The organism is Iodidimonas sp. SYSU 1G8, from assembly GCF_039655775.1.
Lineage (GTDB): Bacteria > Pseudomonadota > Alphaproteobacteria > SMXS01 > SMXS01 > RI-34.
Window position 1 is genome coordinate 202,717 of sequence record NZ_JBBYXJ010000001.1, and the last position, 23,190, is coordinate 225,906.

Consider the following 23,190-nt stretch of genomic DNA (forward strand, 5'->3'; position numbering starts at 1 on the left):
GCGGTCAGTCTACCAGCGGTAGGTGGTCTGGATCGTCACCAGCCGCGGCATGCCGAGCTGGCCGGTCAGGTCGCCGGTCTTACCCAGCGGCTTGTCCTGGATGCTGTAGACATAGTGGTCGTTGGCGCAGTTGGAGCAGATCAGCGAGAACTCCCACGGGCCGTCGACCTGGTAGACGCGGAGAGACGCGTTGATGATCGTTCGCGCCGGGACCGCCGATCCTGGTTGGCGGATGGCGAGCCTGCCCTTGCTGTTGTGCATCACGTCGCCGCTGAGGGCCAGGTTCCACGAATTGTTGACCGGCACGTCATAGGTGAAGCCGGCGCTGATCTGGAACGGACCGCCGCCGTAGCGCTGGCCGGACAGATCCTGGATGCAACCGGTGGCCGCAGGGCTGGCGCACTGGATGGTGACGTCAGCCGCCACGCGGCACAGCGCCGCAAGCTCGGGCCGGTAGGTCGAGGCATTCGGATCGGCCTGACCGGCATAACACTGGGCTTCGGGGAAGCTGTCGTACTTCAGGTCGTTATACTGGCCGGCAAGGCGCAGTTGCAGTTCGTCGCTCGCCTGCAGCAGCAGGTTCGCTTCGACGCCCTTGTTGATGGCGGCGGCCGCGTTCTGCACGGTGAAGTTGGTGGTCACCGGGTTGAACACCGCAACCTGCAACGAGCTGTACTTCATGTAGTACATCGCCATGTCGGCGGTCAGGATGCCGTCGAAGAACGAACCCTTGGCGCCGATTTCAAAGCCTTTGACGGTCGAGCCGTCGAAGGTCAGCGTGTCCTGGATGTCGACCGTAGGACCGAAATTGCCGATGGTGCCCGGATTGGAAATACCGGCGGCCTGGAAGCCGGTCTTGTACGAAGCGTACACCATCAGGTCATCTACGGGCTTCCAGCTCAGGGTCACCTGAGGCGACGTGTTGTGGAAGCTGCGGGTCAGATCGTAGGTGGTGCCGGTGTGGGCGAACGGGTTCGCCGTGTCGGGCAGGCCGAGCACTTCAGGGAAGAACTGGTCAAGCCGATTGAACAGCTGCACGCCCGTGGCGCTGCGGTTGTCCTCGGTGTAACGCACGCCGCCGGAGAGCTCGAGAGCGTCGGTGATGTCCCACCGCATTTCCGCGAACACTGACCAGCTCTCGACCTTGTTATCCCAGTACTGGTGATAGGTCAGGAAGCTGCCGTTGTAGAAGTCGGGATACTCTCCGCTGTCCGGGGCCGGGCCGAGCGGAAAAATCTGCACCGGGGCATCCAGATAGCGGCTGGCGTTTTCATAGAAGCCGCCGATCATGAAGTTCACCGGGCCGTCGAAATCGGAGCGCAGGCGCAGTTCCTGGCTGAACGTGCGGCCGCCTTCACCCTGTTTGGACGCGACCGCGCCGTAGGTGTAGTCGTACTGGGTCAATTCGGACTGCTTGTAGTCCCAGTAGCCCGAGACCGAGGTCAGCGTCAGGTCATCGCTGACCTGCCAGTTCATTTCCAGCGTCGTCAGCAGGTTACGGAAATGGTTGTAGTAGTGGGTGTCGTTGTCATCGAGCGTCGGGTTGCTGGCGAACCAGGCCTCCGGCGGCTGGGTCGAGTGGCGGCGCCAGCGAATCTTGCCGTCGCAGGTCTGCGTCGGGTCCGCGACGTTGCCGAAGAAGCCGGTGGACAGATACGGATTTCCGCCGATGCCGTCGGCGCAGGCGATCACCGCGGCGGCGCCCGCGTCGTTGTCGCGGGAATCGGCGGCGAAGATTTTCAGCGTGGCGTCGAAATTGTCCGTCGGCTCGAAACGGGCGGTGATACGGCCCACATACTGCTTGGTCTGGGGCTGCGACTTGAACTGGTTCGGGTTGGTCGGATAAAGCGCGTCGGTTTCGTACGGACTCAGATTGCGCGGCAGGCCGATCAGGTCGCTCGACGTGTTCTTGTAGTAGCCGCCCTGCATGAACTGGCCGCGGCCGGCGACACGGATGGCGAGCTTGTCGTTGACCGGGATCGATACGCCGAACTCGGCGGTCGGATCCTCGGACCTGAATTCATAGCTCAGCTTGGCGAAGCCCTCGAATTCGTCACCGGGGCTGACGCTGGTAACCGCGATCACGCCCGCCGGGCTGTTCTTGCCGAAGAACAGGGTCTGCGGGCCCTTGAGCACCTGGATGCTGGCCACGTCGAAGAAGCCGACGCTGGACATGTGGCCGCGGGTGAACGAGAAGCCGTCGATCACGAACGCCACCGGCTGCTCGGCGCCATAGTCGGACGCCTGCCGCCCGATGCCGCGGATGATGAAGTTGCCGCCGGCGCCGCCGCCGGAGGCCTTGCTTACCTCGACGCCGGGAAGCTGGGTCGACAATTGAGTGATGTCGGTGGTGTTGTAGCGCTGGATCTGGGTCTCATCCATCACCGCGAGGGCGACGGGCGTGTCGATGGCGCGTTCCTCGGTCTTGCGGGCGCTGACCATGACGGTGTCGATGGCCTGGCTCCTGGGCTGGGCGGCCGGCTGTTCCGATGGGCTCTGTGGCGCGACCCCTTCCTGTGCGGCAGCCGGCACGCCAACCGATAGCGCCAGCACGGTCGCCAAACCGGTCAGCGTTCGACCGGAGTGGCCGAGATAATTAAAAAGCTGTCTCACTGGTTGTTTTCTCCCCTTGTCGTGTTGTCCTGCGACCGTTGGAGTGCCCAACGGACATGAGATCAGGCTGCGGTTACGCCCGCGTCTGTTTTGATTGTGGTGGTGATGCGCGAGGAGGTGCCCGGCGTGAGGGTGCGAGAAGCCCATGTGGTGACCATCCGCACCTGTCCTCCCCAGATCAGTGCTTCGACTATTTAAAACAACATCATAATATTTTAATACATTCAAGCATGAATTTTCCGGGCTGCGCAGGTTGCAACAGTCTACACCGCCGGTCGTGCGGGCGGGACAGCCACTTTCAGTGAGTGGCTGTCCGACGTACAGCTCGCCGAAAGAAAAGGGGCGGACCGGTTTCCCGGCCCGCCCCTTGGCGGCTTATGCTGGGATAGCTTACCAGCGATAGGTGCTCTGGATGGTGACCAGGCGCGGCAAGCCGAGCTGGCCGGTCAGGTCGCCGGTCTTGCCCAGCGGCTTGTCCTGGATGCTGTAGACGTAACGCTCGTTGGCGCAGTTCGAGCACATCAGCGCGAACTCCCACGGGCCATCCACCTGGCTCACACGGAGCGAAGCGTTGATGATGGTCCGGGCGCCGACGGCGGTGCCCGGCTGACGGATGGTCTCGCGACCCTTCGTCCGGTGGTTCACGTCACCGCTGAGCGACAGGTTCCAGTCGTTGCTCAGGCCGATATCGTAGGTGAAGCCAGCGTTGATCTGGAACGGCGCGCCGCCATAGTTTTCACCCGACATGTCTTGCACCCGGCCGGTGCCGCTGGAGCTGAAGCCGCAAAGCGCAGCCAGTTCCGGACGGTAGTTCGACGCGCTCGGATCCGCCTGACCCGCATAGCACTGGGCTTCCGGGAAGCTGACATATTTCAGGTCATTATACTGGGCCGACAGGCGCAGCTGCAGTTCGTCGGTGGCATACATATAGAGGTTGGCCTCGACGCCCTTGTTGACGGCGGCGGCGGCGTTCTGGACGGTGAAGTTGGTGGTCACCGGGTTGAACACGGCGACCTGCAGGTCGCTGTACTTCATCCGGTACAGTGCCAGATCGCCGGTCAGGATACCGTCGAAGAACGATCCCTTCACGCCGAGTTCGAAGCCCTTCACCGTTGAGCCGTCAAAGGTCAGGATCGGATTGACCTCTTCGCTGGTCGCGCGGATCGGATTGCCGTTCACGTCGTAGCGGATCGCGCCGTTCTGATCCTTCGAATAGAAGTTACCGATCGTGCCCGGATTGGAAATACCGGCCGCCTGGTAACCCGTCTTGTAGGACGCGTAGAGCAAGATATCCGGCGTGGCCTTCCAGCTTAGGGTCGCCTGCGGCGAGGTGTTGGTAAAGCGGCGGTTCAGATTGTATTCCGTGCCCGAATGCGCGAACGGGTTGGCCGTTTCAGGCAGTCCCAGAAGGCCGAAGAACTGGTCGAGGCGGTTGAACAACTGCTTGCCGTTGGCCTTGCGCTCGTCCTCGGTGTAACGCACGCCGCCCGACAGCTCGAGGGTATCGGTGATGTCCCAGCGCATTTCCGCGAAGATCGACCAGCTGGTGATGTTGTTCTTCCAGTACTGGTGATAGGTCAGGAAGCTGCCATCGTAGAAGCTGTCATAGAACGGGCTTGACGGGGCAGGGCCGAGCGGGAAGATCTGCACCGGCGCGTTCAGGTCGCGGAACATGTCTTCATAGAAGCCGCCGATCATGAAGTTGACCGGGCCGTCATAGTCGGAGCGCAGACGCAGTTCCGAGGTGAAGCTGTGACCGCCTTCGCCCTGCTTCGACGCGACGACGCCATAGGTGTAGTCGTACTGGGTCAACTCGCGTTGCTTGTAATCCCAGTAGCCGGACACCGAGGTCAGCTCGAGGTCGTCATTGATCCGCCAGTTCATTTCCAGGGTCGTCAGGAAGTTGCGGAAATGGTTGAAGTAGTGGGTGTCGTTGTCGTCCAGCGTCGGGTTGGTTGCCAGCCATTCTTCGGTCGGCTGGGTGCTGTGACGCCGCCAGCGGATCTTGCCGTCGCAAACCTGGGTCGGGTCCTTGACCAGGCCGAAGAAGCCCGTGTTTTGATATGGGCTGCCGCCGATACCGTCGGCGCAGGCGATGACAGCGGCCGCGCCGGCGTCATTGTCGCGTGAGTCCGCCCCGAAGATCTTCAGTGTCGCATCGAAACTATCCGAGGGCGTGAACACCGCCGTCAAACGGCCGACGAACTGCTTGGTCTTCGGGGTTTCCGTGAACTGGTTCGGATTGGTCGGGTAGGTGGTCTCCAGACCCAGATTACGGGGCAGGCCGACAAGATCGGACGAGGTGTTCTTGTAGTAGCCGCCCTGCATGAACTGGCCGCGACCGGCGACGCGGATGGCGAGCTTTTCGTTGACCGGGATCGACACGCCGAATTCGAGGCTGGGGTCCTCGGCGCGGAATTCGTAGCTGACCCGCGCGAAGCCCTCGAACTCGTCGTCGGGGCTGACACTGGTGACCGCGATCACGCCGGCCGGGCTGTTCTTGCCGAAGAACAGGGTCTGCGGGCCCTTAAGCACCTGAACGTTCTCGACGTCGAAAAAGCCGACGCTGGACATGTGGCCGCGCGTGAACGAGAACCCGTCCAGCACGAAGGCGACAGGCTGGTCGGCGCCGTAGTCGGATGCCTGACGACCGATGCCGCGAATGATGAAGTTACCGCCGGCGCCGCCGCCGGACGCCTTGTTGACCTCAACGCCCGGCAATTGCGAGGTGAGCTGGGTAATGTCGGTGGTGTTGTAGCGCTGGATCTGGGCCTCATCCATCACCGCGAGGGCGACGGGCGTGTCGATGGCCCGTTCCTCGGTCTTGCGCGCGCTGACCATGACGGTGTCGATGGTGCGGCGCGCTTCCGGCGCGGGCGGTGCCGGGGGCGCATCCTGTGCGCCCGCAGGCAGGCTGGCCGACGTCAGGAGCAGAGCCCCCGCCGTGCCAGTAAGCACGCGTCCGGCCAGCCGGCGCGCGCGTTTATGCTCTGTCGCTCTCTTGGTCACTGTTTACTCCCCTGTTTCGGCTTTCCCCAGCCGGTTCCCTTGTGTCTGGCGCCCGACGCCACCGCATCAGGACCATTGTTAAATTTCCGAAAAATGGGCTGCTCATGTCGCGTCGGCTTCTTGAGCGAGGACCGACTTCTCCACTTGGTGGCGTTTCGGATGACCCGGTAGCACGCACCCGATCCTCCCCAAGATGGTGTGCCTACATGTCGCAACGGCCTGAAAATCAGACCATGTTACCCCTCAGCATTCAAGCATGATTTTTTAAAAACAATACGACTGTTTGTTTTTGAGCGCGGTATATGCGACCTCGTGTCGAAGATGTCCGCTGCCTGTCAATGGTGTCGTGCCGGCTGCGAATAAGCAAGGGTGCTTTTTCCGGCGTCACGCGCTAGGCTCGGGGGCGGAGGCTTCTTTAAAAATGGGGATGACACGAATGTCCGACGATCCGAGGCTTCAGACCCTTTGGGATAAGCAGGAGATTGCAGAGGTGCTCGGCGCGCGCTACGGCCGGGCGCTGGATTGGCTCGACGAGGAGGCTCTTAAGGACTGCTTCCATCCCGACGGCCATGTCGACTACGGATTTTTCGTCGGCAATGCCCATGATTGGTGCGTCGCGGTCATGCCGATCGAGAAGGAGAGCCTTCATCGGTTCCATTATGTGTTCAACATCCTGATCCGGATCGAGGGAGACACGGCCGAGGCCGAGAGCAACAGCCTCGCCGGCGGCCGGCGGCCCGATGGAGAGGGAGGCTTTACCCAGAGCTTCTTTGGCAGCCGCTATCTCGACAGGCTGGAACGGCGCGGCGGCGTCTGGAAGATCGCGGAGCGCCGTGCGCTGCTCGAGTTCGCGCAGGAAATGCCGAGCTCCGGCGGACCAGGTGGCGGGCTGGCGGGACTGGAACTGGTCAGCGGTCTTTCGCCGCAGCACGCTCTCTACCGTCCTATGCGGCCTGCCGACTAGATCAATCATCCGGTCCCTTCGCGAGCGAATCGATCCCTCCGCCCGTCGATGCCCTGAAAGCCGCGCTTCTGGCCGGATGAGGACGTTCCAACCGCGTTGCGGCCGCGCCGTCACGGAGCCGTAATTGCCCAGCGGAAGCCGGGTTGGCGGGGGCGCGTGACGGGCCGTGGACGACCGTCCCCCGATCGAACTCGTCGCACGGGGTAGCGTGCGGCGGCGTCCCATGCTTTTATGTCGCCCCCGGACGGCAAAAGGAGCGGCATTGTTTCAGCCCGCTGAGATAATCCGGCCACGTCGCGGCAACGCGATGTTGAGGTTGGCGACGGTCGCGGCGATGGTGATCGGGGTGACGCTTGCCGCGTCGCCCGCGGCAGCCCAGACGGCCACACCGCAGCGTATCATCGTGAAACAGAAGGCTGCGCCGGAAGTCTCCACACCGTCGCGCGTCGAAACCAATCCCGAGCCCTGGACCGGTGACCTCGATGGCATGAAGGACCGTCAGGTCATCCGTATCCTCGTGCCCTACAGCAAGACCCTCTTCTTCTATGACAAGGAGAAGGAAATGGGCGTGCTGCACGAGATGGGGCTGTCGCTGGAGAAGTGGGCGAATACCCACACGGACGGTGCCGCGCAGGATGGCAATATCCGGATCGTGTTCGTACCGGTCGCCGAGGACCGGCTTCTTCCCGACCTGAAGGCCGGTCTGGGCGACATTGCGGCGGGCGGTCTGACCACCGAGCCCGAGGGAAGGATCGGACTGGATTTGAGCGGTGCGCTGGCGCCGAACAGCGGTGCCGTCATCGTTACCCGCAAACGCGGTGATCCGGTTCCCGAACTGGAGCGTCTTTCCGGGCGGCAGGTGGCCATCCACGCGTCCAGTGCCGCTTATGTGCCGCTGCGCCAGCTCAGCGACAAGATGGTCGCCGAGGGAAAGCGTCCCATCAATCTCATTACGGTTCCGGAGGAATTGCAGGACGAAGATCTGCTGCAAATGGTCAATGGCGGCTTGCTGTCGGTCGCGGTGGTCGATGGCTACGTCGCGGCATTCTGGTCCCAGGTCCTGTCAGGCCTCGTCGTGCGGGACGATCTGCTGGACTACGGTGGGACCGAGCTTGCCTGGGCCGTGCGTCAGGACAGCCCCCAGCTCAAGCGCCTGATGGAAGGGTTCCTGGCGCGCAACAAGCCGTCGACCTTTGCCGCGGCCTCGTTGAAGAAGTATCTCGGCGAGACGGCCCTGCCCAATAACGCCACGGCGGAGGGGGAGATGGCGAAGTTCAATCAGGCCATCGACATGTTCAAGAAGTATGGCGACGCCTATGACCTCGATCATCTGATGATGATGGCGCTCGGCTATCAGGAGTCCCGTCTCAACCAGAAGGTGCGTAACCCCTATGGCCCGGTCGGCATGATGCAGATCACCCAGGCCACGGCGGCGACGTCTGTGGTGGGGATCAGAGGGATCGAAAAGGACGCGGGACGTAATGTGGAGGCCGCCGCCAAATATCTGCGTTATATCGCGGACTCCTATCTGGACGACCCCAACATGGACCAGATGAACCGGACGCTGATGGCCTTCGTCGGTTACAATGCCGGCCCCAAGAACCTGGAACGGGTCCGCGATGCGGCGGTAAAGTCGGGCCTCAACCCGAACGTATGGTTCAACAACGTCGAACTGGCCGCCGCGCAGACCCTCGGCCGCAAGAGCGTCGAGTACGTTTCCAATATCTACAAGTACTACACGGCCTATCGCGTCGCCGTCGGGGATCCCGCGTTGCGGGAAAAATCCGTGAAAGGGCTGCCTCCGGAGACGGACGGCCAGGCCCAAGCCAAGGCACCGGCCGCGCCCTAGGGCCGAGCTTTGTACGAGGGTTTTTCCCCTGTGGATCTACGGTAGCGGGGTATCCCGTTTCCGTAGTCCTGCCATTCTGAAAAAACCTGATATGGCGCTCAAACCGGGCGATAAAGTCTTGGCCGTAAACTTTCGAGGGCCTATATGTCGCGCGCCTATTGTTCAAGTCGAGGCTGTCGGTTTTTAGGCAGGTCCCGCCCGGATGGTAACGGAGTTCCAGGCTATGTGTTTCTCGATTTGATCGACCGCCACGGTCACCACGCGTTCTCGTCGCGCCGTACCCAGACCCTTGAAGGCTTCATGCGTACTTATCGCTCTCCTCTGCACAAAAGGCTGCTGACGGGCATCCTGGGCGCCGCGTTGCTGGCGGCCTGCGGCGATGCCGAACCCGAGGCCGAGGTCGCGCGGTCGGCCATGACCGTGACCACCGCGCCGGTCCAGTCCAGACCCGTCACCCGTGAGATCACGGTGATGGGCACCGTGGTGGCTTGGGAGGAAATGCCTCTGGGCGCGGAAGTCAGCGGACTGGCGATCACCGACGTGCTGGTCGACGAGGGCGACGCGGTGAAACGCGGACAGCTGCTGCTCAAGCTCAACGATACGACCCTGCGCGCGCAGCTTGCCCAGCAGGAGGCCACCATCGCGTCGGCCAGGGCCAGCCTGACGGAAGCACAGGCCAATCTCCGCCGTGCCGAGGACCTGCTGCCCAAGGGGCATATCAGCGGACAAACCGCCGATGCGCGCCGGGCGGCGGCCGATACCGCCGCGGCGCAGCTGGCGCTGGCCGAGGCGTCTCGGGCGGAAACGGCCGCCCGTCTCGCACAGACACGGATCGTCGCGCCGGACGATGGCTATGTGTCGGCACGCAGCGCCGTGATCGGTCAGATCGTGTCATCGGGCACCGAACTGTTCAGGATCGTCCGTCAGGGCCGCCTCGAACTGGACGCCGAGGTGCCGGAGGCAGCGCTGGCCTCCGTGCGTCCGGGACAGATCGCCACCGTCTCGGCCGGTGGTGTCGCGCCCACCAGCGGTACCGTCCGCGATGTGGCGCCCAGCGTCGATACCCGCTCCAGGCTCGGCGTGGCGCATATCGCCTTGCCGCCGGATTCCGGCTTCCGCCCGGGCATGTTCGCGCAGGCGAGCATTGCTCTCGACCGGGACGACGCACTGGTGGTGCCGCAATCGTCGGTGATCTATCGCGATGGCGGCGCCGGTGTTTTCGTGGTCGGCCCCGACATGACCGTGCGCTTCACCCAGGTCACCACGGGCGATCGCGCGGGGGCGTTCGTCGAGATCCCTAAAGGCGTGAAGGCCGGTGATCAGGTGGCGCTGCGCGGTGCCGGGTTCCTCGAGGACGGCGATCAGGTCACCGTCGCGCGCCAACCGGAGACGGCCCATCCGCTCGCGGGCACGGAGCCCCGCTCCAAATGAGGAACCTCTCGTCCTGGTCGATCCGGAATCCGGTTCCCACGATCGTCCTGTTCCTCCTGCTGGTGATCGCCGGCATCGCCGGCTACTCGTCGCTGCGGATCAACAACACGCCTGATCTCGACGTGCCGGCGATCATCGTTTCGGTGATGCAGCCAGGCGCCGCGCCATCCGAGATGGAAACGCAGATCACGCGTCTGGTCGAGGACTCCGTGGCCGGTCTGGGCGGGGTCAAGCACATCCGCTCGGTGGTCAATGACGGTATTTCCGTCACCACGGTTGAGTTCCAGCTGGGCACGGACACCGACCGCGCCACCAATGATGTCCGCAATGCCGTGACCGGCGTGCGGGCCGACCTTCCTGCCGACGCCGAAGAGCCTATTGTCGAGCGCATCGATGCCACCGGCGGACAACTGGTCACCTACGTGGTGCGCGGCGCGGGCCTCTCACCCGAGGAACTGAGCTGGTTCGTCGACAATGACGTGGCCAAGGCATTGCTCGCGGTGCCGGGCGTCTCGCGGGTGCAGCGGGAAGGCGGCGTCACCCGTGAAATCGCGGTAAGGCTCGATCCGCAGCGCCTTGCCGCGCTCGGCATCACGGCCGGCGAGGTGAGCCAGCAGCTCCGGCTGATCAACGCCAATCTGCCGGGCGGACGGTCCGACATCGGCGCGGCCGAGCAATCCATCCGTACGATCGGCAGCGCGCTCACCGTTCAGGGGCTCGCCGACAGCCTGGTCAATTTGCCCGATGGCCGCACCGTGCGCCTGTCGGACCTGGGCAGGGTGGAGGATTCCTGGGCCGAGCCGCGCACCCGCGCGCGCTTCGATGGCGAGGAGGTGGTCGGTTTCGGCATCGTCCGCACGCGCGGCGCCAGTGAAGTGCATGTGGCCGAGGCGACGCGCGCCGCCGTCAAGCAGCTTGACGAAGCCCGTCCGGACGTGAGCATCGAGGAAGTCACCTCGGCCGACGAGTTCGTGCAGCAGAGCTACATGGCCTCGCTGGAGGCGCTGCTGCTCGGCGCGGCGCTGGCGGTGCTGGTGGTGTGGTGGTTCCTGCGCGATGGCCGGGCCACGTTCATTTCGGCGCTGGCCATGCCGCTGTCGTTGATCCCGACCTTCGCCGTCATGGCCATCTTCGACCAGTCTTTCAACATCGTGACGCTGCTCGCGCTCGCCCTGACCGTCGGCATCCTTGTGGATGACGCCATCGTCGAGATCGAGAACATCGTGCGCCACATGCGCGCGGGCAAACCTGCCTATCCCGCGGCCATCGAGGCGGCGGACGAAATCGGCCTGGCGGTCGTGGCGACCACCATGACCATCGTCGCAGTGTTCGCGCCGGTCGGCTTCATGCCCGGTATCGTCGGCCAGTTCTTCCGGGCCTTCGCCATCGCGGCTTGTGTCTCGGTGCTGTTCTCTTTGCTGGTCGCGCGCACGATCACGCCGCTGATGGGCGCCTATCTGCTGAAGGGTGGCGACCTCAGGCATGACGAGCCGCGCTGGATGCCGCGCTATCTGGCAATCGTCGGCTGGGCGCTGGACCACCGGGTCAAGGTCATCCTTTCCGGCTTCGGCGTCGTCGTCATCTCGGTGCTGATGGCAACCTTCATGAAGTTCGACTTCGTCCCGGTCAGCGATACCGGCCGCTCCGTCATGTCCGTGGAGCTGCCGCCGGGCGCGAACCTGAGCGAAACCGACGCGGTTGTCGCGAGCCTGTCGGACATTCTCAAGAAGCGGCCCGAAGTGGAATCCATCTACGTCGCCCTGGGCACCAGCATCCAGCTGATGGGACCGGGCGGTGGTGGCAGCACCCAGGGTGAGGTGCGCCGGGCGACGATGACCGTCAATCTGGTACCGCGCGGCGACCGTGACCTGACCCAGCAGGAGTTCGAGGCCGATGTGGGTCCGACATTGCTTGCCGTGCCCGGGGTGCGCGTGCGTTTCGGCGCCGATGGCTCCAGCGGCTCCAAGCTTCAGATCGCGCTGGTCAGCGACGACGCCGAGGCGTTGACCCGCGCCTCGCGCCAGCTGGAGCGAGAGATGCGCGGTCTCGACGGACTGAACAACGTCGCATCCACGGCCAATCTTGCCCGCCCGGAAATCCTCATCACACCCAAGGCGGACAAAGCCGCCTCTCTGGGTGTCGCGACCCAGACCATCGCGCAGGCGGTCAGGGTGGCGACCCTCGGCGACGTCGATGTCAACCTGCCGAAGTACAATCTGCCCAACCGGCAGATTCCCATTCGCCTGATGTTGGTGGAGGACGCGCGCCGCGACCTGGATACGATCCGCAATTTGCGCGTCCAGACCAACAATGGCGGTTCCGTACCATTGTCGTCGGTGGCCGATGTCTCATTCGGCGCCGGCCCGTCGCAGATCGACCGGCTCGACCGGCGCCGTAACGCGGTGATCGAGGCCGAACTTGCCGGTCTGCCGCTGGGTGAGGCCAACGATCTGGTCTATTCGCTGCCGGCCATGAAGAACCTGCCGCCGGGGGTGTTCGAGGTGCCGACCGGCGACGTGGAGAATCTGGGTGAACTGCTCAACGGCTTCATCTTTGCCTTCGTGACCGGCATTCTGCTGATGTATTTCGTGCTGGCTCTGCTGTTCCGGAACTTCGGCTATCCGATCACCATCCTGACCGCGCTGCCTTTGTCATTCGGCGGCGCATTCGGTCTGCTCCTGCTTCTCGACAAGCCGTTCTCGGTCCCGGTGCTGATCGGCATCCTCATGCTGATGGGAATCGCGGCGAAGAATTCGATCCTGCTCGTCGAATACGCCATCGTCTCCCGCGCCGAGCGGGGCGCGACGCGGCGCGAGGCTTTGCTGGACGCCGCCCACAAGCGCGCCCGGCCGATCATCATGACCACGCTCGCCATGGGCGCCGGCATGTTGCCGATCGCCGCGGGCATCGGCGCGGATACCGAGTTCCGCTCGCCCATGGCCATTGCCGTGATCGGTGGCCTGATCACCTCCACGGTGCTCAGCCTCGTCTATGTGCCGGTCGTCTTCACCATCGTCGATGACATTCAGGCATGGCTCGGCAGGCGTGCCGGCAAGATCGCGTTCGGATCGCCTGATCCGAAGAACGAGTCTGAGACACCGGGTCCGGCGGCGCGTCCCGGGGAATAGCCGGGCCTCGGCCATTGCCAGCGCCGTTGAATTTCGCTAAGCCGTCGCCGGAGTTGCAAGGGAAGCCACATCATGTCCGCCAACGGAACACCGTCATTCTTCGACCTGGAAACCGCTGTCGAGAAGGTCGCGGATACGCGCTTCCTGGCCAATTTTCACGAGACGTGGGGCATCGCGGGCGGCACGCCCAATGGCGGTTACCTGATGGCCATCGCCGTCCGGGCCCTGGCTGGCACGCTAGAGCATCCGCATCCGCTGACCGTTACCGGACATTACATGAAGCGCTCCTCGGCGGGGCCTGTCGAGATCCTGACCGAGCGTCTGGGACGCAGCCTCACCACGTCGACCGGCCTGGCCCGGCTGATCCAGGAAGGTGTGCAGCGAACCCATTTCACCGCCACCTTCACCGATTTCGATCTGGCGACCGGCAAGTCGGTCGTGCATGCGACCCCGCCGGACCTGCCGCCGCCGGAAGAGTGCGTCGAGCACCCCTATGTGGAAGGCAAGTCGCCCAAGTTCCAGGAACTGATCGACATGCGCTTTCACCCCACCCACATGGGCTGGGCGAGGGCGACGCCGCACGGGGTCGGGGAGATGGCGGGCTATATCCGTTTCAAGGATGGGCTCGAGCCCGATCTGTATTCGGTTCTGATGTTCGCCGATGCCGTGCCGCCGGCGATCTTCAACGTGGTCGGCGCGACCGGCTGGGTGCCGACAATCGAGCTGACCACCCATCTGCGCCGGCGCCCCGCGCCGGGGTGGCTGCGGTTCCGTTTCACCACGCGCCTTTTGACGCGCGGATTCTTCGAGGAAGACGGCGAGATTTGGGATTCGCAGGACAGGCTGGTCGCTGATTCCCGGCAGATCCAGAAGCTGATGTCGCCCAAGGCGAGAGCCTGAGGCCGGCCGGAAACAAGGTTCCTGATCCCTAGACCAGCAGCTTCTGCTCTTCCTTCGGCTGGCGCTTGGCATCGAAGGCGGCCCAGACGCCATTGGCGCCATCCCAGCTTCCCTTTGTCGCGCCCTTCGAATATTCCGTGGCGCGCTGCTCGAAGAAGTTGGCGTGCTCGACACCGTTCAGGATTTCCACCAGCCACGGCAGCGGATGCGCCTTGATCTGGCTGTAGGTGTTGTCGTGCTCGCTGAAGTAGCCGAACACGGGCGACAGCTTCAGCTGGGTCAGCCGCCAGTCGGCGACATAACGAACATAGGCGCGGATGTCCTCGGCGGTCATGCCCTGGATCCCGCCCAGGCCAAAGGCCAGATCGACGAATTGTTCCTCCAGATGGACCATGGTCTTGGCCACGTCGATGATGTCGTCGCGCACGGCCTTGGTCACGGCGCCGGTTTCGCGATTCCACTGATGGTAAAGCCGAATGATGCCCTCGCAGTGCAGGCTCTCGTCCCGCACCGACCATGACACGATCTGGCCCATGCCGTTCATCTTGTTGTGGCGCGGGAAGTTCAGCAGCATGGCGAAGCTGGCGAACAGCGACATGCCCTCGGTGAACGCGCCGAACATGGCCAGCGTACGGGCCACGTCCGACACCGTGCCGACACCGAAGGTGTGCATGTAGTCGGCCTTGTCGCGCATTTCACGATAGTCGCGGAACGCTTCGAATTCGGCCTTCGGCATGCCCAGCGTCTTCAGCAGCAGGGCGTAGGCGTCGATATGCACCGTTTCCATGTTGGTGAAGGCGGCCATCATCATCTGCACCTCGATCGGCTGGAAGATCGGGATGTAGCGCTTCAGATAGTTGTCGCCCACTTCCACGTCCGACTGGGTAAAGAAGCGGAAAATCTGGGTCAGCAGGGCGCGCTCGGCCGGCGTCACACGGTCCGAGGTCCAGTCCTTGATGTCCGCGCCAAGCGGCACCTCTTCGCCCATCCAGTGCGTCTGCTGCTGGCGTTTCCAGAAATCGTAGGCCCATGGATAGCGATCGACGTCATAGGTGCCGGTGGCCGTCAGCAGGCCGACCTTGCCGGTACCGATCAGGCTGCGCGGGTCGACATGGGACAGGTCGCTCACTGACATGCGAGGCACTCCTCGTAATCCGTGCGCTCACCCTGGACCACGTGCATCTCGGCCTTTTCGAGCTGGCCCGCGAAAGCGGCGCGGCTGATCGATTTCGAGCGGCAGTAATACAGGCTCTTGATGCCCTTTTCCCAAGCGGTCCAGTGCAGCATGTGCAAGTCCCACTTGTCGATGTCCGCTGGCAGATAGAGGTTCAGGGACTGGCTCTGGCAGATGAAGGGCGTCCGGTCGGCCGCCAGGTCGATCAGCCAGCGCTGGTCGATCTCGAACGCGGTGCGGAATACCGCCTTCTCGTCTTCGTCCAGGCACGCCAGATGCTGCACCGAACCTTCATGCTCGACGATGGACTGCCAGGTTTCCGCGGTATCCTCGCCCTTGCGCGCGAGCAGGTCCTGCAGATACGGATTGCGGACCGGGAAGGCGCCGGACAGCGTCTTGTGGGTATAGATGTTGGCCGGGATCGGCTCGATGCAGGCGCTGGTGCCGCCGCAGATGATGCTGATCGAGGCGGTCGGGGCGATGGCCAGCTTGTGGCTGAAGCGCGCCTTCATGCCGCGCTCCAGCGCATCGGGGCAGGGGCCGCGCTCTTCCGCCAGCGCGACCGAGGCCGCGTCGGCCTCGCGGCGGATCTTGCGGAAGATTTTCATGTTCCACGACTTGGCCATGGCGCTCTCGAAGGGAATGCCGCGCGCCTGCAGGAACGAGTGGAAGCCCATGACGCCCAGGCCGACCGACCGCTCGCGGAACGCCGAATAGCGGGCGCGCTTCATGCTGTCGGGCGCTTCTTCGATGAACTGGGTCATCACGTTGTCGAGGAAGCGCATGACATCCTCGATGAAGCCCGGCTCGTTGTTCCACTGATCCCAGGTCTCGACGTTCAGCGACGACAGGCAGCACACGGCCGTGCGCTCCTCGCCATGGTGGTCGACACCGGTCGGCAGGGTGATCTCGCTGCACAGATTGGACGTGGACACCTTCAGGCCGAGATCGCGCTGATGCTTGGGCAATGCCCGGTTCACCGCGTCGATATTGAGGATGTAGGGCTCACCGGTCTGGATGCGCGTCTCCAGGATGCGCTGCCAGAGCTGGCGGGCGTTGACCTCGCGGATGGTCTGGCCGGTCTTCGGGCTGACCAGAGGGAACATGGCGCCGTCGCGCACCGCTTCCATGAAGGCATCGGTGACGTTGATGCCGTGGTGCAGGTTCAGGCCCTTGCGGTTGAAATCGCCGGACGCCTTGCGGATTTCGAGGAACTCCTCGATTTCCGGATGGTGAATGTCCAGATAGACGGCCGCCGAGCCACGGCGCAGCGAACCCTGGCTGATCGCCAGGGTCAGGCTGTCCATCACATGGATGAAAGGCACGATCCCCGAGGTCTCGCCGCAGCCCTTCACCGGCTCGCCGATGGAGCGCACGTTGCCCCAATAGGTGCCGATGCCGCCGCCATTGGACGCCAGCGCGACATTCTCGTTCCAGATGTCGACGATGCCGTCGAGGGAATCGGGCACCGTGTTGAGGAAGCATGAGATCGGCAGGCCGCGCGTGGTGCCGCCATTGGACAGGATCGGCGTCGCGGGCATGAACCACAGCCGCGAGACCGCGTCATAGATGCGCTGCGCGTGTTCCACATCGTCGGCATAGGCACAGGCGACGCGCGCGAACATATCCTGGTAGGACTCGCCGGGCAGCAGGTACCGATCTTCGAGCGTCGCCTTGCCGAAGGGCGTCAGCAGGGCGTCGCGGCCGCGATCGAGCACGAGGTCGGCCGGGGTCGGCTTCGGCGCCAGCGGCATGGGCAGCGGCGCGCGCTTGGCCGGCTCGGCCGATGACGCGTCCGCCGAGAATTTGAAGGGAAGCTGCGATGGTGGAATGGGAAGACGCGCTGCGGGCTGCTGTTGCGGCACCAGATGTCCGTTACGGTCGAAGTCGTAAGCGAGCGAAGACATACAGCGTTTCTTTCTCTTCTCGTGGCGGGGAATCGAAGGACGCTATCCGGCGCTAAACTCCGGCATGCACCCCCAAGGCCCTCCGCCCAGGGACGTTTCCAACTTCCACGGCAGGTTTCCTGGCTTGCGGGTCACCGCTTCTGCCTGGCCTTCCCGGCGTTGCCGCCAGTGACGCGAACGACAGTTGCTCGCCGCCTACAGTTGCGGGGGCAGCCCCGGATTCGCAGGGTTTTTGCCTGCTTCCCGGCTTCCCTTTTACCCCAAATATGACTGTTCGAGGCACCGTGGACGCAACATCTTGTGCTCGGCAGGGGGTATCGTCAAGCGCATTGATGATCGCGATTTCGTGATAATCAGGTTGACATCGGCAACCCCAAGCGAAGCCGCGGACCTTGGCGCTGGAGCCCGAATTGTCTCCGGTCACGAGGGGTATTATGCTGCCCGCATGGGGGAGTTTTGGCGGCGGCATGAGGTGGGGGCGTTGCATCCGGCATGGCTGCCGGGCATGCTCGCCAACCATACTGGCATCGTCCAAGGAGCCTCACATGAGTGGAACAAAGAGCCCGAACCCTGAAACACTGGTGCTCCACGCAGGCTATCGCGCCGATTCCACGACCGGCGCGGTGGCCGTGCCGATCTATCAAACCACGTCCTACCAGTTCCGCGACGCGGACCATGCGCGCCGTCTGTTCGCGCTGGAGGAGTTGGGAAATGTCTATACCCGGATCATGAACCCGACGACCGGGGTGCTGGAAGACCGGATGGCGGCCTTGGAGGGCGGCGCGGCCGCGCTCGCGGTCGCTTCGGGACAGGCTGCGTCGGCGCTGTCGCTTCAGAACCTGGCATCGGCGGGCGACAATGTGGTGAGCTCGACCGATCTCTATGGCGGGACCTGGAATCTGTTCGCCAATACGTTGCGCGCCCAAGGCATCGAGGTCCGCTTCGTCGATCCCTCCGACCCGGAGAATTTCCGCCGGGCAACCGATGCGCGCACCCGGGCCTATTACGCCGAGACGTTGCCGAATCCCAAGTTGCAGGTCTTCCCCATTTCGGAAGTGGCGGCCATCGGACGCGAGGCAGGGATCCCGCTGATCATGGACAACACGGCCGCGCCGCTGCTGTGCCGGCCGTTTGACCATGGCGCGGCCATCATCGTGTACTCCCTGACCAAATATATCGGCGGTCACGGCACTTCGATCGGCGGCATGATCATCGACAGCGGACGCTTCGACTGGGAGGCGCATTCCGACCGTCAGCCCAATCTCACCCAGCCCGATCCGAGCTATCATGGCGCGGTCTGGACCGACGCGGTCCGGCCGCTGGGACCCATCGCCTACATCATGCGCGCGCGGACAGTGCTGCTGCGTGACCTTGGCCCCGCACTGAGCCCGATGAATGCGTTCATGATCGCGCAGGGGCTGGAGACGCTGCCGCTGCGGATGGAGCGGCACTGCGCCAATGCCAACAAGGTCGCGGCGTGGCTCGCCGCCCGCGGCGACGTCACCCGCGTCATCCATCCGAGCCAGCAGAAGGGCGAGGCGCGCCGCCGGGCGGACGCCTACCTGAAACAGGGCTATGGTGGGCTGATCGGCTTCGAACTGGCGGGAGGCGTCGATGCGGGCCGCCGTTTCATCGATGCACTGAAGATGTTCTACCACGTCGCCAACATCGGCGATGCGCGCAGCCTGGCCATTCATCCGGCCAGCACGACCCACAGCCAGCTATCCCCGGAGGAACAGCTGGCCACGGGTGTGACCGATGGCTATGTGCGCCTGTCCATCGGCCTGGAACATATCGACGATATTCTCGCCGACCTGGAGCAGGCCCTGGCCGCGTCGGGCGGCTAGAGGCCCGACTGCGAGGAGACGAGGGTCCGGAGCTCCTCGGCCTGCGGGTTCGAGACACGGCGCTCGATTAGGATGTCGCGCGAGGTGACGCTGCCGCCGTAATACTTGGCCGCCATCTTGTTGCGGGACTTGATCTTGGTGCCTTCCAGGCTGACCCCGGCGAACAGGCCGCCCTGGGTTTCGGCGTGATAGTAGATGTCGCGGCGGCCGGTCGTTGTGCCGGTCGCCTTGTCGACGCCGGATTCGACGGCGACCGCGCTCAGATCGGCGCCGATCTGTACGTCGCCGCTCATGACCCGACGCACGGCGTTGTCGGTCATCAGGATCAGGAGAAAACGGTTTTCCTGGCCGCCGAGCTGGAGGCCGATGCTGATCGAGCTGAGATGGTAGAAGCCCGGATAGCTCCAGACCCCATCTTCTCCGCGCACCAGCAATACGCCGCTGCCGCCTTCGCCGCCGATGCCGATCGCGCCCTTGATCACGGACGGAAAGATCATCACGCCCTTGGCGTCCTTGAGCAGGGCGCGCAAAGTCGCGTGCGAGCCCCGGTCGGTCAGGTCGTCAAAGGCGAAGCGCGCGGCGGATACCAGTTCATGCGCGTCGGCTTCGGACGCCGCCTGGGCCGGCTGACTGGGATACAGCGCGACGGAAGCCGTCCCCGTGACCAGAGCGACCGCCAATGCCGCCGCCTGGACTCCGCGACGCGTGAACTTCAGCATGTTCGTGATCTCCTCGGTATTGTGATGCCGCCCCCGGCCCCGTGTTCGCACTAGATTTAGGCGATTATACGCCCTGCGCAAATCTCTCGGACCGCATGGGATTATTTTAGTGCCGAAACGCTCAGTTCCGCCGGGCGCATTCGATGCACTGCGGCGTGTAAGGCAGGGCCTGAAGGCGGGCTTCGGCGATGGGATCGCCGCATGTCGTGCAGATGCCGTACTCGCCTTCTTCGATGCGCGCAAGCGCCGCGCGGATTTGGACAATCTCGGCGCGGCTCGACTCTTCGAGGGCCTGATTGGCCTCGGCCGATTCCATATCCGTGGCTTGCTCGGCGAAGTCCGGATCGAGGGGCAGGCGAAGGTCGTGCTCAAGCCGATCGGCGCGGTCAGTCAGTTCCCGCAAGCGGTTCGAGAGGTCGTCGGCGACTTTGCGAAGGTCCAGCATTCAGGCAGCCTAGACCCAATTCGCGGGTTTGACCACCGAGATGCGCCGGAACCCAGGTGGCTGGACGGGGAGACGCTGCAGACGTTCCCGTCCAGCCGTCAGCACATCAGCTTGAGGGGGCTTGGGTGCTGAAAGACTATTCTACCGGAATGTTTTTTATTCGCAGCCAATTTCTTCCTGATCACGATGACGTGACAGGCCCACCAATGCCCAGTCTGAGCCGGAGCGCACCGCCGTCCGACAGCAGATCAGCCAGGGTGACGCCGTCCAGAACCGCCAGAAAGGATTTAAGCGCTTGGGCCAGAACGCGCTCCAGACGGCAGATGCCGGCAATCGGACAGGTATTGTCGGCGCTGCGAAAACATTCGACCAGAGTCAGGTTCTCCTCCATGTCGCGCACCACGTCCCCGATATTGATCTCCGCCGGGCCGCGCGCCAGCACAAGGCCGCCGCCGCGGCCCCGAGTGGGCACGACAAACCCAAGCCGCCCCAGCGTATTGGCGACCTTCATCAGATGGTTGCGCGAAACGCCATAGCTTTCCGAAATCTCTCGGATGGTCGAGGCTTCGCCCCGCTTGAGGCCGACGTGGATAAGCACGCGGAGGGCGTAGTCGGTATGTTGCGTCAGGCGCATAGGAGAAGAACTCGCTGGTTGGCTGTTTCGCCATTTGACGATCCATCGGAAACAGATTAAAGATGTATATAGAATGCATCTTATGGAGGGCTACATGGAAAGTCTCTACAAGCGGCTCGGCGGCGCGCCGGCGATCAAGGCGGCGGTGGACGTGTTCTACGGCAAGGTGCTCGCCGATGACCGGATCGCCAGGTTCTTCGACGGCGTGGACATGGAGCGTCAGCGGGCGAAGCAACGCGGTTTTCTCACCATGGTCACCGGCGGTCCCAATGGCTACTCGGGCAAGTCCATGCGGGAGGGCCATGCCCATCTGGTGGCACAGGGCCTCGACGACTCCCATGTGGATGCCGTGATCGAGAATCTGGCGGCGACGCTGCGCGAGCTGGGCGTATCAGAGACGGATATCGCCGATGTCGGCGCCCTTGCGAACTCGGTGCGGGATGACGTGCTGAATCGTTCAGCCGCGGCCTGACGCTCAGTCCGCGCCCCGACGAAGACGCCACATTCTGAATACGGCGACTTCGCCGAGGGGGCGGCGGTTCTTGATCCGGAAACTGTCGGCCCATTCGGACGCGAAATCGCGTTGAAGCGCCATGTTGACCCCGATCGTGACGCCCATGGCGATGAGCGCGCCCAGGCTCGCGAGCGCCATGTCCTTGTGGGCGTCCCAGACGTCGCCCTGTGTGCCCAGGAACGCCATGCCCAGATTGCCGCCGAACCAGGCGGCGGCACCCCACTCGATCAGTTCGTAGAGCATCGACGTCGACATCATGACGTCGAGGGGCAGGAAATACCCCCAGAAACCTCGCACGTTGACGACGCGAAGGAATATCTCGCGCGTGGGATAGGCCATCAGCAGGCCGTAACTGAAGTGGATCACCCGATCATAATTGTTGCGCTCCCATCCCAACGCCTCGTTCAGCGACGCGCCTGTCAGCGCGTGGAACCAGGCGTCGTAGGGAACGTCGGAATAGGTGTAATGCGACCCGACCTCGTGCAGGCACAGGAACAGGAAGATCATGGTCGCGGACAGGCGCGAGAAGGCGAAATGCCGGTGCATGAGCGCCGCCACGCCGATGAAGGCGGCGACCAGGGCGTTTTCCAGCAGCCACGCGGACCGGTCGGCGGGCGAAATCGCCAGAGCCACGAACAGGATGAGGAACAATACGCCGAGGACGGTCAGGTAGGTCTTGTGCCGCATGGTGCCTCACTCGGTGCGTCCTGGAGCAACATAGCCTCCCCATCGGCGGTCGGCGCAAGCCGGATCGATGAACGGCGCTATTTCGACCAGTCGGGATGCAGGTGCTGTTTCACCCTGGTGGGCCGGCCATGAACGCCGGCTTCCCAAAGCTGTAGCAGGAACGCGCCCGTCGGAGAATGGATGCGGTGCGGTCCGAGCTGCAGACGCAACATCTTCTCGATCTGCCCCTCGACATCGATGAACTGGACAGCGTCCACACCTTCGAAAAGGCCAAGCGGGATGCGATGGATCGACGCGACTTCGTCCGGGTTGGGCGTCATGGCGGAGGTGTCGGTCGCCCAGAAGACATAAGGCGAGATGACGTAGCCCGAGCGGGATGAAATATCGTCGAGCCGGCCGAGGAAATGAGTCTCGTCCAGTTCCAGGTTGATCTCCTCGCGCATCTCGCGGAGCGCCGCCTGGAACGCGTCTTCGCCCGGGTCGATCCGTCCGCCCGGCAAAGCCCACTGTCCTGCATGCTTGTTCAGCTTGGAGGTGCGCCGTGTCAGCAGCATGGAGGCGCCGTCCTCGGGCGTGTCGCCCGCCAGGATGGTCAGCGCCACGGCAGCGTGGCGCATGCCTTGCGTGTCGATCTGCTCATGGGGAAAGGCTGCCAGATTGGTGCCTATGGCGTCGCGGAAGCGGTCGTGAAAGTCGTATGGCATGGAATGCTCCTTCGGCCGCCAAACTGCCCCAAGCCGAAACGCTTGTGAAGGGACAACAAGCACGCGTGAACGATTTGTTCTTGCCAGCGGCGGGGAGGGGCGAGCTATGGTTCTGCCGTAGATTGAACGAGGACTGGCATGACGATCGACGACCTGCTTGAGATCGAGAAGATCAAGACCACGCGGCATCTCTATTCGCATTACTACGATGGCGGTGAGGTCGACAAGCTGGCCGCCCTCTTCACCGACGACGCCGTCTGCGAGTTCGGTCCCGATTACGGCGGCGACTGGGTCGGTCGTCCGGCGATCCATGCGAACTATGGCAAGTTCATGTCGAGGTATGGCGGCATTTTCAACGTGCTCCACGCCGTGACCAACCCGTTCATCCAGTTGAACGGCGAAGACCGCGCGACAGGGCGGTGGTATCTGCTCGACCTCCGGACCGCCGTGGGCACGGAGAATCCGTTGATCCTGTTTGGTATTTACGACGACGAATACCGTAAGGTGGGCGACGAGTGGCTGATTCACCGGACGCGTCTGCACTTCCTGTGGCCCAAACGCGATCTCGGGACGTTCCGCGTCTGATCGTTTCGGTGCTGCGGCCTAATGAGGGGCCGCGCTGCGGTACCATGCTGCGCCCGGTGGCGGAAATATGACGCTTCCTG

At 63.6% G+C, this 23,190-nt stretch carries 17 protein-coding genes and 1 riboswitch; of the genes, 8 read left to right on the forward strand and 9 right to left on the reverse strand.

Going from position 1 to position 23,190, the window contains the following annotated elements:
• Positions 1–9: 9 nt before the first annotated feature.
• Both WJU17_RS01020 and WJU17_RS01025 read right to left on the reverse strand, forming a co-directional pair.
• Positions 10–2,613 carry a TonB-dependent receptor gene (locus WJU17_RS01020; RefSeq protein ID WP_346325489.1) on the reverse strand — a complete coding sequence of 868 codons (2,604 nt, stop codon included), beginning with the start codon at positions 2,611–2,613 and terminating at the stop codon, positions 10–12.
• 390 nt (positions 2,614–3,003) lie between these two features.
• Positions 3,004–5,622, reverse strand: coding sequence for a TonB-dependent receptor (locus WJU17_RS01025; protein WP_346325490.1), 2,619 nt, complete (start codon positions 5,620–5,622; stop codon positions 3,004–3,006).
• Between the two features lie 436 nt (positions 5,623–6,058).
• Between WJU17_RS01025 and WJU17_RS01030 the strand changes: the two genes are divergently transcribed.
• From WJU17_RS01030 to WJU17_RS01050, 5 genes are all read left to right on the forward strand, one after another.
• Positions 6,059–6,586, forward strand: a complete 528-nt coding sequence (locus tag WJU17_RS01030) for a nuclear transport factor 2 family protein (RefSeq protein ID WP_346325491.1) — start codon at positions 6,059–6,061, stop codon at positions 6,584–6,586.
• 307 nt (positions 6,587–6,893) lie between these two features.
• Positions 6,894–8,435 (forward strand): transglycosylase SLT domain-containing protein, encoded by a 1,542-nt coding sequence (locus tag WJU17_RS01035; protein WP_346325492.1) that lies wholly within the window; start codon positions 6,894–6,896, stop codon positions 8,433–8,435.
• 225 nt (positions 8,436–8,660) lie between these two features.
• Positions 8,661–9,866 (forward strand): efflux RND transporter periplasmic adaptor subunit, encoded by a 1,206-nt coding sequence (locus WJU17_RS01040; RefSeq protein WP_346325493.1) that lies wholly within the window; start codon positions 8,661–8,663, stop codon positions 9,864–9,866.
• The gene (locus tag WJU17_RS01045; protein WP_346325494.1) at positions 9,863–12,994 is read left to right on the forward strand and encodes an efflux RND transporter permease subunit; all 3,132 of its coding nucleotides are present in this window, start codon (positions 9,863–9,865) and stop codon (positions 12,992–12,994) included. Before WJU17_RS01040 ends, WJU17_RS01045 begins: the two co-directional genes overlap by 4 nt.
• Positions 12,995–13,066: 72 nt before the next feature.
• Positions 13,067–13,894: a thioesterase family protein gene (locus WJU17_RS01050; protein WP_346325495.1), complete on the forward strand. Its 828-nt coding sequence runs from the start codon at positions 13,067–13,069 to the stop codon at positions 13,892–13,894.
• 28 nt (positions 13,895–13,922) lie between these two features.
• Here WJU17_RS01050 and WJU17_RS01055 read toward each other — a convergent pair whose 3' ends face one another.
• Together WJU17_RS01055 and WJU17_RS01060 are read right to left on the reverse strand one after the other, a co-directional pair.
• Positions 13,923–15,029, reverse strand: coding sequence for a ribonucleotide-diphosphate reductase subunit beta (locus tag WJU17_RS01055; RefSeq protein ID WP_346325496.1), 1,107 nt, complete (start codon positions 15,027–15,029; stop codon positions 13,923–13,925).
• Positions 15,020–16,975 carry a ribonucleoside-diphosphate reductase subunit alpha gene (locus WJU17_RS01060; RefSeq protein WP_346325497.1) on the reverse strand — a complete coding sequence of 652 codons (1,956 nt, stop codon included), beginning with the start codon at positions 16,973–16,975 and terminating at the stop codon, positions 15,020–15,022. The genes WJU17_RS01055 and WJU17_RS01060 overlap by 10 nt, the downstream gene beginning before the upstream one ends.
• 91 nt (positions 16,976–17,066) lie before the next feature.
• Positions 17,067–17,277, reverse strand: a riboswitch (cobalamin riboswitch).
• A gap of 243 nt (positions 17,278–17,520) precedes the next feature.
• Here WJU17_RS01060 and WJU17_RS01065 point away from each other — a divergent pair.
• On the forward strand, positions 17,521–18,822 hold the full coding sequence (locus WJU17_RS01065; protein ID WP_346325498.1) for a PLP-dependent transferase: 1,302 nt from the start codon (positions 17,521–17,523) through the stop codon (positions 18,820–18,822).
• Here the strand turns inward: WJU17_RS01065 and WJU17_RS01070 are convergent.
• From WJU17_RS01070 to WJU17_RS01080, 3 genes are all read right to left on the reverse strand, one after another.
• Complete coding sequence (locus WJU17_RS01070; RefSeq protein WP_346325499.1) at positions 18,819–19,541, reverse strand: lipid-binding SYLF domain-containing protein; 723 nt, start codon at positions 19,539–19,541, stop codon at positions 18,819–18,821. The two genes, WJU17_RS01065 and WJU17_RS01070, sit on opposite strands and share 4 nt — an antisense overlap.
• A 121-nt stretch (positions 19,542–19,662) precedes the next feature.
• A complete protein-coding gene (locus WJU17_RS01075) occupies positions 19,663–19,986 on the reverse strand; it encodes a TraR/DksA family transcriptional regulator (protein ID WP_346325500.1) in 324 nt (107 codons plus the stop codon).
• 181 nt (positions 19,987–20,167) lie between these two features.
• Complete coding sequence (locus WJU17_RS01080) at positions 20,168–20,620, reverse strand: Rrf2 family transcriptional regulator (RefSeq protein WP_346325501.1); 453 nt, start codon at positions 20,618–20,620, stop codon at positions 20,168–20,170.
• Positions 20,621–20,693: 73 nt separating this feature from the next.
• On the opposite strand from WJU17_RS01080, the gene WJU17_RS01085 reads away from it, so the two are divergent.
• The gene (locus WJU17_RS01085) at positions 20,694–21,092 is read left to right on the forward strand and encodes a group 1 truncated hemoglobin (protein WP_346325502.1); all 399 of its coding nucleotides are present in this window, start codon (positions 20,694–20,696) and stop codon (positions 21,090–21,092) included.
• A 3-nt stretch (positions 21,093–21,095) separates the two neighbouring features.
• On the opposite strand, the gene WJU17_RS01090 is transcribed toward WJU17_RS01085, so the two are convergent.
• Both WJU17_RS01090 and WJU17_RS01095 read right to left on the reverse strand, forming a co-directional pair.
• Positions 21,096–21,821: a DUF2238 domain-containing protein gene (locus tag WJU17_RS01090; RefSeq protein WP_346325503.1), complete on the reverse strand. Its 726-nt coding sequence runs from the start codon at positions 21,819–21,821 to the stop codon at positions 21,096–21,098.
• 77 nt (positions 21,822–21,898) lie between these two features.
• A complete protein-coding gene (locus tag WJU17_RS01095) occupies positions 21,899–22,525 on the reverse strand; it encodes a CoA pyrophosphatase (protein ID WP_346325504.1) in 627 nt (208 codons plus the stop codon).
• 138 nt (positions 22,526–22,663) lie between these two features.
• Here WJU17_RS01095 and WJU17_RS01100 point away from each other — a divergent pair, with 138 nt between their 5' ends.
• On the forward strand, positions 22,664–23,110 hold the full coding sequence (locus WJU17_RS01100) for a nuclear transport factor 2 family protein (protein WP_346325505.1): 447 nt from the start codon (positions 22,664–22,666) through the stop codon (positions 23,108–23,110).
• Positions 23,111–23,190: the final 80 nt, after the last annotated feature.